Origin of the sequence: Myxococcus vastator (assembly GCF_010894475.1) — a bacterium.
Lineage (GTDB): Bacteria > Myxococcota > Myxococcia > Myxococcales > Myxococcaceae > Myxococcus > Myxococcus vastator.
In genome coordinates this window covers 1-10300 of the sequence record NZ_JAAIYB010000313.1, presented here as the reverse complement: position 1 = coordinate 10300, position 10300 = coordinate 1, and the positions used below count along the sequence as shown (strand labels likewise).

General features: G+C 69.4%; 12 protein-coding genes. 5 read left to right on the top strand and 7 right to left on the bottom strand.

What is annotated here, in order from left to right; genetic code table 11:
* The first annotated feature begins 104 nt into the window (after positions 1-104).
* On the top strand, positions 105-1055 hold the full coding sequence (locus G4D87_RS26075; RefSeq protein ID WP_163785045.1) for a hypothetical protein: 951 nt from the start codon (positions 105-107) through the stop codon (positions 1053-1055).
* Between the two features lie 88 nt (positions 1056-1143).
* On the opposite strand, the gene G4D87_RS26070 is transcribed toward G4D87_RS26075, so the two are convergent.
* From G4D87_RS26070 to G4D87_RS26060, 3 genes are read right to left on the bottom strand one after another with little or no spacing between them, the layout of a single operon-like run.
* Complete coding sequence (locus G4D87_RS26070; RefSeq protein ID WP_163785043.1) at positions 1144-2340, bottom strand: class I SAM-dependent rRNA methyltransferase; 1197 nt, start codon at positions 2338-2340, stop codon at positions 1144-1146.
* Positions 2341-2344: 4 nt separating this feature from the next.
* Positions 2345-3163: an HAD-IIB family hydrolase gene (locus tag G4D87_RS26065; RefSeq protein ID WP_163785041.1), complete on the bottom strand. Its 819-nt coding sequence runs from the start codon at positions 3161-3163 to the stop codon at positions 2345-2347.
* Positions 3163-4302: a hypothetical protein gene (locus G4D87_RS26060; protein ID WP_163785039.1), complete on the bottom strand. Its 1140-nt coding sequence runs from the start codon at positions 4300-4302 to the stop codon at positions 3163-3165. Before G4D87_RS26060 ends, G4D87_RS26065 begins: the two co-directional genes overlap by 1 nt.
* A gap of 52 nt (positions 4303-4354) precedes the next feature.
* Here G4D87_RS26060 and G4D87_RS26055 point away from each other — a divergent pair, with 52 nt between their 5' ends.
* From G4D87_RS26055 to G4D87_RS26040, 4 genes are all read left to right on the top strand, one after another.
* On the top strand, positions 4355-5326 hold the full coding sequence (locus tag G4D87_RS26055; RefSeq protein ID WP_240358616.1) for a magnesium transporter CorA family protein: 972 nt from the start codon (positions 4355-4357) through the stop codon (positions 5324-5326).
* A gap of 22 nt (positions 5327-5348) precedes the next feature.
* The gene (locus tag G4D87_RS26050) at positions 5349-6146 is read left to right on the top strand and encodes an alpha/beta fold hydrolase (protein WP_163785037.1); all 798 of its coding nucleotides are present in this window, start codon (positions 5349-5351) and stop codon (positions 6144-6146) included.
* A gap of 85 nt (positions 6147-6231) precedes the next feature.
* The gene (locus G4D87_RS26045; RefSeq protein ID WP_240358618.1) at positions 6232-6474 is read left to right on the top strand and encodes a carboxymuconolactone decarboxylase family protein; all 243 of its coding nucleotides are present in this window, start codon (positions 6232-6234) and stop codon (positions 6472-6474) included.
* A gap of 48 nt (positions 6475-6522) precedes the next feature.
* Complete coding sequence (locus tag G4D87_RS26040; protein ID WP_240358615.1) at positions 6523-6843, top strand: carboxymuconolactone decarboxylase family protein; 321 nt, start codon at positions 6523-6525, stop codon at positions 6841-6843.
* Between the two features lie 17 nt (positions 6844-6860).
* Here G4D87_RS26040 and G4D87_RS26035 read toward each other — a convergent pair whose 3' ends face one another.
* The 4 genes from G4D87_RS26035 to G4D87_RS26020 form a co-directional block, all read right to left on the bottom strand.
* Positions 6861-8030: an ARPP-2 domain-containing protein gene (locus tag G4D87_RS26035; RefSeq protein WP_163785033.1), complete on the bottom strand. Its 1170-nt coding sequence runs from the start codon at positions 8028-8030 to the stop codon at positions 6861-6863.
* Positions 8027-9526: a hypothetical protein gene (locus G4D87_RS26030; protein WP_163785031.1), complete on the bottom strand. Its 1500-nt coding sequence runs from the start codon at positions 9524-9526 to the stop codon at positions 8027-8029. The genes G4D87_RS26035 and G4D87_RS26030 overlap by 4 nt, the downstream gene beginning before the upstream one ends.
* A gap of 185 nt (positions 9527-9711) precedes the next feature.
* Entirely contained in the window at positions 9712-10089 is a 378-nt protein-coding gene (locus tag G4D87_RS26025; RefSeq protein WP_240358614.1) for a hypothetical protein, read from the bottom strand.
* 36 nt (positions 10090-10125) lie between these two features.
* Positions 10126-10300, bottom strand: a 175-nt coding sequence (locus tag G4D87_RS26020; RefSeq protein ID WP_171452367.1) for a membrane dipeptidase, incomplete at its 5' end; no start/stop codon positions are given.

The following is a 10300-nucleotide window of genomic DNA, read 5'->3' as shown; positions in this document are numbered from 1 at the left end:
AACCCACACACGATTCCGCGCAAAATCTCCGCCAGAAGGAAACTTCCAGGTGGATTCGAGGACAATGCGGAAACACCCCCAGATTCCGCAGGAGCCCCCACCTCATGAGCACCATCCAGCGCGGACGGAACAGCATCGCGCAGACCTCCCGCAGCACCGCCGACCGTGTTCGTGGAAGTGGCTCGCCTGCCACCAACACCGTGCAGCCTCCCGTGACGGGTGGCGCCGCTCAGCGCGGCGTCGTGGTGGATGGCTTCGACAGCCGCTCCGCGCAGACGCGCGCCGTGGGTGGCGTCTTCACCGCGCCCGCGGGCTCCAAGGACAAGGTGTTCGACGGCAAGCTGGTGGGCGCCGGCGGCCAGACGTTCGAGCCGAACACGCCGCTCAACCAGGTGCCCGCCTTCGTTCCGGCGAACAACCCGAACGCCACGGCGACGGTCGTCTACGTCAACGGCATCAGCACCAACAAGGACGGCCAGGCGCGCGAGCTGCAGGCCCTGGCGAACAGCACCGGCATGCGCGCCATCGGCGTGCACAACGCCACGTCCGGGATGATCGCCGACGTCATCCAGGCCGCGAAGGACAAGCTGAACAAGGGCAAGAACCCCGCGGTCGACTCGCTGTCGGACATCGTCTACTCCGAGCTGAAGGCGGGCCGTGACATCCACCTGATGGGCTACAGCCACGGCGGCCTCATCACCTCGCGCGCGCTGAAGGATGTCGGCAACCGGCTGCGCATCGAAGATGGGATGTCCAAGGCGCAGGTGGAGCAGCTGCTCAGCCGCGTCAACGTGGAGACCTTCGGCGCGGCCGCGGCCACCTACCCGGACGGCCCCAACTACGTGCACTACGTCAACAACAAGGACGCCGTGCCCGTCATCTTCGGTCAGGGCAGCAAGGGCTGGACGCCGGGTGACCTGTTCCGCGACGCCGGCAAGGGCGCGCAGGTCCACCACTTCTCCGAGGGGGGCATGTTCAGCGGCGCCCACTCGCTGACGGAGACGTACCTGAACCACCGCGCCCCGTTCGACGAGGCCCGCGCCGGCAACTTCTGAGCCGCCCTCCCCTCACGGGGAAACAGCAGAGGCCACGAGGTTCTTCACCTCGTGGCCTCTTGCATTTCAGCCCTGGAGCGCGGGCGCGCTACACGGACTGCAGCACGTAGAACTTGAGGTACTTCCCCTCCGGGAACTGCAGGCGCACCGGGTGGTCCGGCGGCTGGTAGCGCTCCTCGACGAGCGCCAGGTCCACGCCCGCCTTGAAGCCCGCCTCGCGCACCGCGCCCATGAAGTCATCCGGAGTCACTCGCGCCGAGCATGACGCCGTCGCCAGCAGCCCGCCCGGCCGGAGGATGGCCAGCGCCTGCCGGTTGAGGGACGCGTACCCGTCGATGGCCGCCTGCACCGCGCGCTGAGTCTTCGCGAAGGCGGGCGGGTCCAGGATGATGAGGTCGAAGGTGCGGCCCTCTTCCTTGAAGGACTGGATGATTTTGAAGACGTCCGCCGCCAGGAAGTCGTGCTTCTCCGCGGCGATGCCGTTGCGCGTGAAGTTCTCCCGGGCCAGGGCGATGGCGTCCGGGTCCTGATCCACGGAGAACACGCTGTGGGCCCCGCCCAGCGCCGCGTTGACGGAGAAGCCGCCGCTGAAGCTGAAGCAGTTGAGCACGTCGCGGCCCTTGCCCAGCCGCCGGATGAGGTAGCGGTTCTCCCGCTGGTCCAGGAAGAAGCCCGTCTTCTGCCCCTTCCAGGCGTCCACCAGGAAGGTGGCCCCGCGCTCACGGATGGGAATCAGCTCCGGGGCCTCCTGGCCGTAGAGCATCTTCCCGGAGCCGCGGCCCTCGTCCTCGTCGACGTCGTCGCGGCCCACCTCGTCACGGCCGATGATGCCCTTGAGCCCGGGCACACCGGCCTTGAGCGCCTCGATGAGGAGCGGCCGGTACGGCGTGAGGCCCGCGGAGTACAGCTTCATCACCGCCCAGCCCGCGTACAGGTCCACCACCACGCCCGGCAGGCCGTCGCCCTCGCCATGAATCAGGCGGTAGCTGTCCGTGTCGGTGAGGTCGATGAGCGCCGTGCGCTCGGACAAGGCCTGACGCACCCGCCGGGTGATGAAGCCCGCATCCACGGTGTCACGCGGGTCGCGGGTGAGGACGCGCACGGCGATGGCCGAGTGCGGGTCGTAGTACCCGCGCGCCACGAACTTCCCGTTCTCCGTCAGGTCCACCACGCTGCCGGCCGGAATCCTCGGCACGTGCTCCAGCGCCTTTCGGAACACCCACGGGTGCCCCGCGCGCAGGTGGCGCCCCAGCCCGCGCGCCAGCTCCAGCTTCACGACATTCACGGTGTCACTCCTCACGGGCCGCGCCGCGGCCCCTCCGGGCCAGGATGGCGCGAGCCAGTTCCTCGAAGCCCCGCCCCTCGGGCGCCCGGGTGATGAAAGCAGGTGGCGCCTCGATGCGGTCCAGGACGGCCCGCACGTTGGCCACGCCCACGCCCAGTCCAAAGGCGGCGAACATCGGGGCGTCGTTGAAAGAATCCCCCGCGTATACATAACGGCCGTCACGCGGGTCCAGCCGCTCGCCCCACGCCGTCCGCGCGAAGCGCCGCGTGGCGCTCAGCTTGTCGAAGCGGCCCAGCCAGCAGTTGATGTGGACCGACGAGCGCACGGCCGTCACGCCTCGCGCCACCAGCAGGGACTCGATGCGGTCCGCCCCCGCGGCCCCCAGGCGGGCCTCCTCGTTGTAGTCCACCGCCAGGTCCACTTCCGTGTACGCGCTGTCCATCGACAGGCGCGCGCCAGGCACCTGCTTGAGGACCCGGGCCACCTCGGACTGGAGCCGCCGCCGGTTGGCCACCCGCTCCTCCGGCGCCTCCGCGTAGACCTTCCGCAGCCGGCCGTGCGCGCCCTTCAGGAAGAACAGGCCGCCGTTCTCCACGATGACGCCGTCCACGGGGAGCTGCCGCGCCCAGGCCTCTCCCCAGCCCGCCGGGCGGCCGCTCACCAGCACCACGCGCAGGCCCGCGGACGAAAGGCGCTCCAGCGCCCGCACCGTGTCCGAGCGCAGCTTGTGGCCTGTGGTCAACGTGCCATCCACGTCGGTGAAGACGCCCTCCACGCGGGACAGGTCGGCCTCGCGAAGCGGGCGCGGGACTGGCGCCTTCATCACATCACGTCCAGGCCGGCGAGCAGCCCCTGGAAGGTGACGATGGTGGACCGCAGCTCGTCGGGCGGGAGCTGGCCCACCTGGAGCTTGCGCGCCTTGCGCAGGAAGGCGTCCAGCTCCGTCGCCCGGCCGTAGAGGGACTGGCCGCTGCCGGCCGCCTCGGCCAGGGCCCGGGCCGCGCCCGCGGGGTCCGAGCCCACCAGCGACATGGCGCGCTCCAGCCGGACACCGCACGACGCCCACACCTCACGGTCATGGATGATGAGCAGCTGCCGCTGGTTCACCGCGGACAGGCCTTGAACGAAGGTGTCCAGGGCCTCCACCACCGTCACCAGCTCCGCGCGGGAGGGGTTCGGGAGGATGGCCAGGCGGCCCACCTCCGCGCGCATCTCCACGACGTGCCGCTTGTCCTGCGCGCGCAGGTTCCGGTACGCGGCCGTGCGCCCGAAGGCGTCCAGCTCCGTCTGGAGCTGCTGGGCATTCCACTGCACGTCCTGCGGCTCCGCATCGCGGACCTTCTTCAGGCGCGCGGTGAGGATGCGGCCCAGGTCGGCGGTGATGGCGCGGACGGTCACCGCGGCCTTCACCTCCGCCGCGTAGCCCGGCACCACCTGGGCCCGCGTCACCTCGCCCAGGAGGCTCGCCGACTCGAACACCAGGTTGCTCATCTGCTCGCGGAACCGGGCGCGGACGCGCTGGATTTCCGCCAGCAGCGTCCACCGGTCGCTCACCACCGACGGGTTGCGCATGGCCTCGCCCAGTTGGGTGATGCCCTGGGCAATCTGGCTCATCGCCTCCTGGAGGATGCCGACGGGGGCCTGCGTGCTCGCGCCACCCGAGGACTGCACGGGGAACTCTTCCCGGATGACGTTGAGCAGGCCGTTGACGTCCATCACCGTGTCGCGAATGACTGGCGCCATCTCTTCCCAGAGGGAGAGGTCCGGCGAGGAGTCCACGACGGGCGCCTCGTACCGCACCAGGTCGAGGTCGCTCAGCCGGGAGACGGCGTGCGCGGTGGCGACGTACACCTTGCGCAGGCGGCCGGCGAACGCCGGATCCGGATGGGACTGGAGGATTTCTTCGAGCCTCGCGGACAGCGAGGCCTGGGGGGTCTCAGCGGCTTCAGACACGGGTGTCACACTCTAGCGCTCGACTTCCGCGCGGGGGAGTTCTAGCACTCGCCTGCGGGCCATGCCGCTGGCTTGGGAGCGCTACGGGATGATTCAGGTCTGTCTTGTGAAGGACGGTCAACTTCTCACCGGTGGTGAAGAGCTGCTGGGCGAGGAGGGCCGGAAGTGGATCGACGTCCTTCATCCGACCGAGGAGGTGCTGGCCCGGCTGGCCGCGCGGTTCGGGCTGCACAAGCTGGCCGTGGAGGACTGCCTCCACCTGGACCAGCGGCCCAAGCTGGAGGAATACCCCAACCACCAGTTCGTCGTCCTCCAGGGATTCACCGTCACGGGCAAGGACATCTGCGAGCTGACGCTGCACGAGCACCACTTCTTCCTGGCGAAGGACTGGCTCATCAGCGTCCACGAGCTCCCCTTCGCCGGCCACGACACCGTGTTGCGCCGCGTGAAGGACGACCCGCAGGCGACGATCATCCGCGGGACGGACTTCGTCTTCTACATGCTCGCGGACACGCTGGTGGACGCGCAGTTCCCCATCCTCGACGCGTTCAGCGACGAGTTCGAGGACCTGGAGGACGCCATCTTCGAGCAGCCGGAGAAGTCCCACCTGCATCGCATCTTCGCCCTGAAGCGGATGCTGGTGACGCTCCGGCGGGTGCTGTCGCCCCAGCGCGACGTGGTGGGCCTCTTGGCCCGGCGAGGCATCCCCCATGTCCACGAGAAGACGACGCTCTACTTCCGTGATGTGTACGACCATCTGGTGCGGCTGTACGAGCAGATTGACGCCGGGCGCGACATCATCGGCAACGTGATTGACGGCTACCTGTCCATGGTGGCGAACAAGACGAACGACATCTCCAAGCAGCTCACCATCTTCGCCACCATCTTCCTGCCGCTGTCCTGCATCGTCGGCTTCTTCGGGCAGAACTTCGACCGGCTCTACACGAACGGCGCCTGGTACCTGATGTGGGCGTCGATTCTGGGGCTGCCGGTGGGGATGCTCTTCTGGTTCAAGCACAAAGAGTGGCTCTGACATTTTCGCGAGGAGAGGAAACATGCTGACCGTCACCGTGGATGGCGTCCCCCTGCACTACCGGGACGAGGGCAAGGGCCTGCCCGTGCTGCTGCTGCATGCGTTTCCGCTCAACGGCAGCGTGTTCGACAAGCAGGTGAAGGCGCTGTCGGGGCGCTACCGCTTCATCGTCCCGGACATCCGGGGCTTCGGTGAGAGCGCGCTGGGCGACGGCCCCACGGAGATGTCCCGCATCGCGCGTGACGTGCTGGCGCTGCTGGACGCGCTGAAGCTGGACACCGTGGTGGTGGGCGGCGTGTCCATGGGGGGCTACGCCGCCATGGCGCTGCTGCGCGAGGACGCGGGCCGCGTCAGCGGGCTGGTGTTGATGGACACGCAGGCCACCGCGGACGACGCGGAGGGCAAGGCGCGGCGGGAGACCTCCGCGAGGCAGGCGCTGGAGGCCGGCGTGGAGCCCATCATCCAGGCCATGCTTCCCAAGATGGTGGCCGCGGGCCCGGACGCACCGGTGGCCCAGGAGGTGGCCGCGCTGATGCGCGCGGCCTCCCCCGCGAGCGTCGCGGCCGCGCTGCGCGGCATGGCCCTGCGCCCGGACAGCAAGGACATGCTGGCGCGATACGCGGGCCCGGCACTGGTCGTGGTGGGCGAGCACGACGCGCTCACGCCGCTGGCCAAGGCGAAGGAAATCGCCGGACTGATTGCCGGAGCGAAGCTGGAGGTCATTCCGGAGGCGGGGCACCTGGCCAACCAGGAACAGCCCGAGCGGGTGAACGCCGTGCTGGAGTCCTTCCTGACGTCGCTTCAGGGGCCCAGCGCCTGAGTGAAGGCTGGTGGCTCGCCGTGCCCCATGCGAGCATGCGGGCCGGACGTTCCAGCCCGTTTCCGCCGAGGGTGCCGTGGACCGCATGCATCTGAAGGACGTCGAGGACCGCGACGCCGATGGCCACTACGGCCGGCTGATTCGCATGGCCCGCGAGGTGGGCTCGCCCGTTCCGCAAATCTGGCACCTGTTCGCCTACAAGCCTCGGCTGGGTGAGGCCCTTTCCCGCTTCACCCATGAAGTCATGCGGGGCCCTTCCCCGCTGTCGCCCGGACTGAGAGAGCTGATTGCCGCGTACACCTCGCGCGGCAACCAATGTTTGTTTTGAACGGGCTCTCACGCCGCGGTCGCGGCGGAACTGCTGGGCAGTCCCGACATGGTGAAAGCGGTCCTGGAGGACGTGGCGACAGCCCCCATCTCCGAGGCCGAGAAGGCCCTCTTTGCCTTCGTGGACACCCTCAACCACCGCGCGGCGCAGGTGGGACGGGAAGACATCGCGCGCTTGAAGGACGCCGGGTGGACGGACGAAGCCGTCTTCGACACCGTGACGGTGTGCGCGCTCTTCAACTTCTACAATCGCTGGATTGACGGCACCGGCGTCCAGGACATGCCCGCGGAGCTGTACCAGCGCAGCGGGCAGCGGATGGCCGCCACGGGCTATGCGCCGCCGCCGCCACCCGCGAAGCCCGAGGAGTAACGCCGCCGCGTGAGCGCTCAGCGGCGATGCTTCCGCTGGGCGGCTTCGAGGACGGAGTCCTTGAGCAGATAGCCGAATCCGGCGTTTCGCAGGCGGAGGGCCAGGTCGCTGGCCGTGGTGCGCAGGCGCTCCGCCGTGACCTCCAGATGCCAGTCGCACAGGGCAAGCTGCGACAAGAGGTAGGCCCGGCGCGTCTGGGCCGCCGACAGGCGATACGTCTTGAGGTACTCCAGGGTGCCGTCCGGACCGACGATGGCCTCGCCGATGTGGTTCTCCTCGGCCGGGTCCAGCGAGCTGTGGAAGCGCTGGAGGAGAAAACCGCCCGCCTTGTAGACACGGGTGGACGTCATGCTGGCGCCGAAGAGGCTCCCGGCCATGAAGCCGTGGAAGTCGGCCCAGTCCTGGCGCATGCGGTGCACTTCGTTGCGCAAGTCCTCCAGGCTGGACACCCGCGCGTCATCCAGGGTCAGCCCCCATTCGGGCGCGTCCCCCAGGAATCCGTACTGGAGCAGCAGGTCGCCGTAGAAGTCCTCCACCAACGTCCTGTGGAGCGCGCGGTAGTCATCCGGGTGCGCGACGACGAACGCCGACAACAACACGTCCGCGTTGAACAGCAGCAGGCCCACCTGCCGCGGATGGATTTCGAACGTGCGCAGCGCCCCATCCAGCATCGGCGAAGCCCACCCGGGGACGGAGCTCTCGAAGCGAGGGTCCAGGCCTCGCGCGAGGCCCTCGCGTGAATACTCGGCCCAGGCGATCTCCGGCCCGCCGAACTGCAAGGACAGGAAGCCCTCCATCGCCAGATGCAACGGGAGCATCCGCAGCTGGCGGCGGTCCTCTCGGTGCACCATCCGGTGCAGCAGCCGGACGGAGAAGGGGCCGGCCTTCAGGCGCTTCCCGTCCCCGGCTTGCAGCTGCGTTCCATAGACAGCTTCCGCCTGGCGGTTTCCCCACGTCATGACCAGGCCGTGAGGGACATACGAGATGTACTTGAGGCCAGGCTCCTTCAGCCCGCCCTTCACCGAGACGACCGCGGCCACTTCGTCGTACGTCCGCAAGGTCATGCGGAGGTCGCCACGCACCTCGTCCCTCAAGACGGGCACCAACCGGATGCCACCCCAGACCTGCGAGGGCGCCAACCGCAAGCCCGCGGGCTCCAGCCGCTGAATGAGCCGTGCGTCCGTCATGATTCGCCCTCCTCCGCCAGCGGCGCATCCTGACGGCGCCCCTCGTCGTGGCCCTGCCGGCCCTCGGCGTCCCGCTGCAACATCGCGCCCACGCGCGACGCGAGGTAGGCCTCCAGCTCGGAGAGCGACGCCGCCCCCTCCGCGAAGCGCGCGAAGCCCAGCACCGTGGGCACGTCCTCCGCGTCCCGGACGCCCACCGTGGGCACGGCCGCACCGAAGGAACGGGGGGCATACCCCTCTGCGTCGAACACCGGATTGACGTGGACCAGCGCCGTGCGGTGCTTGGGGTCGAGCTTCGAGCGGAACACGCGCGTCAGCTCGGGCACCGCCCTGGGCGGGTCATTGTCGTAGCCATCGGAGACGATGACCACCAGGTCGGCGCCCCAGGCCAACGCTTCCAGCAGCGGCGTGGCGAGGTCCGTCTGCCCTCGCGCACTGACGAGCAGCGGCGCCTCCACCGGGCACGTCCACCACGCGCGGTACTCCCGGGCTGCGGCGGACAGCAGGTAATGGGTGGCCAGCGCCACACCGAGCGGACGGCGACGCTTCTCCAGCGACCCGGACGACGAATAGCTGTTGTCCAGAATCGCGGCCACGCGCTGCAGCGGCGACGGGGCCCGGCGCAGGACGCGGGCCGCGGCCTGCTCCAGCGCGGCGTGCAGCTCCGCGTGGCGCTCCCGGCGAACCTCCGGCGACAGGGCCAGGACATACAGCGCCAGCTTCGTCAGGGAGGCCCGCCCCAGGTCCACCGGGGGAGGCGTCCCGCGCCCGCGCGCCGCGGACACCTGCAGGCGCAGGCGCTCCGCCGCCGTGAGGCGCGGCTCGATGCGCTGGAGGAACACCTCGCGGGAGATGCCGTGCTTCACCGCCAGGCCCTCCGCCACCGTGTAAGGCAGCTCGTAGAGGGCCTCCTGGGTGTAGTGCGCGCGGCGAAAGGTCTCCAGCAAGGGCTGGGTGAAGGAGCGCTTCTTCCAGCCGCGGAAGAGGAACGGCCCCAGCTCGCCCTCCAGCTTCAGGTGTCCGTGAGACACGGCGGCGCGCAGCTTGGAGCGGTACTTCACCGCGTCAAAGGCCAGGTTGGCGCGGCCATGCACGTAGTCCCGGGCAATGGCCCGCGCCCGGCGGTTGTTGATGCGCCGGCCGCGCAGGGACTCCAGGACACGGAAGGCCCGCTGGGGCGGCAGGGCGCGCAGCGCGGCGGCGATGAGCGCGCCCTCCTCCGCCTTGTCCAGGACCTCCGCCGGGCTGCCACTGGCGAGCAGGTTGAGGATGATCTGCGCCTGATTGAAGTGGTTGATGCCCGCGGCGAGCGTCCGCGCGTAGAGCCGGCGGTAGTTGCCCAGGATGTACTGGTGCAGGAACTCGATGGAGACGGACTGGCCGCGCGCGTCGCCGTAGAACTCCCGCTGCCCCGTGCAGGAGAAGCAGGCGTTGACGAACATCACCAGGTCTTCGCGGGCGACCTGCTCGCCGCGGACTTCCGCCAGTGCGGCCATCGTGTGCACGTCCTCCCCGGGCACCCGGGCTTGGGAAAGGAAGCGCCGCTCGGGGAAGAGTGAAACGACCGCGGGTCAGGCTCCAAAGGCTTGAATCGGAAGTCGCATCGGAGTCCCGCGAGCGGCGCTCCGAGGCTACCACACGATTCGAGGCGAGGGGCCTGACACCCCGCGCAGCGCCCATCTCAGGGCTGGCACGTCACCTGGCTGTTCTCCACGGTGCAGGCGGAGCAGGTGGCCGTCTCCGTCAACACGCCCTGGCGGCACTCCAACACGGCCTGGCCGTCCGCACGGCACAGCCCCGTGCCCTCGGCGCTGGAGGCACAGGCGTCCCCCGCGACATTGTTGGACGTATCACACCGCACGGCCTCCGACGTCTCACGGCAGCCCAGCGGGCCCCGGCAGGGCAGCTCACGCCAGGCGCCACCCCGGCACTCCAGCGCCAGCACCCGCTCCTGACAGACGAAGCCGCCCCCCTCGCAGTCGCCTCCCGCGCTCGGGCCACAACCAGCGAGGAGCAGAGAGCCAACCAACGGGACGAGTGCGAGGAGTGAGCGGTTCATGGGCATCAGCCAATATTTCGAGCGTCCCGTCGCCGGTCAACCACCCAGTGTCTCCTGGAAGAAACGGCGGAAGTTTCCACCCATGACGCGTTCCACCCAGGACGGTGGATGGCGGCGCAGCAGCGCCTCGGTGAGCAATGGCAACCCGGTGACATCCTTCATGCCACGGGGAAGCGGCACCATGCCGTCGTAGTCGGAGCCCAGCCCCACC

Coding starts and splice junctions, on each gene's coding strand:
- G4D87_RS26075 (WP_163785045.1), top strand. CDS start 105: ATGAGCACCATCCAGCGCGGACGGAACAGCATCGCGCAGACCTCCCGC.
- G4D87_RS26065 (WP_163785041.1), bottom strand. CDS start 3,163: ATGAAGGCGCCAGTCCCGCGCCCGCTTCGCGAGGCCGACCTGTCCCGC.
- G4D87_RS26055 (WP_240358616.1), top strand. CDS start 4,355: ATGCCGCTGGCTTGGGAGCGCTACGGGATGATTCAGGTCTGTCTTGTG.
- G4D87_RS26050 (WP_163785037.1), top strand. CDS start 5,349: ATGCTGACCGTCACCGTGGATGGCGTCCCCCTGCACTACCGGGACGAG.
- G4D87_RS26045 (WP_240358618.1), top strand. CDS start 6,232: ATGCATCTGAAGGACGTCGAGGACCGCGACGCCGATGGCCACTACGGC.
- G4D87_RS26040 (WP_240358615.1), top strand. CDS start 6,523: ATGGTGAAAGCGGTCCTGGAGGACGTGGCGACAGCCCCCATCTCCGAG.
- G4D87_RS26035 (WP_163785033.1), bottom strand. CDS start 8,030: ATGACGGACGCACGGCTCATTCAGCGGCTGGAGCCCGCGGGCTTGCGG.
- G4D87_RS26030 (WP_163785031.1), bottom strand. CDS start 9,526: ATGGCCGCACTGGCGGAAGTCCGCGGCGAGCAGGTCGCCCGCGAAGAC.
- G4D87_RS26025 (WP_240358614.1), bottom strand. CDS start 10,089: ATGAACCGCTCACTCCTCGCACTCGTCCCGTTGGTTGGCTCTCTGCTC.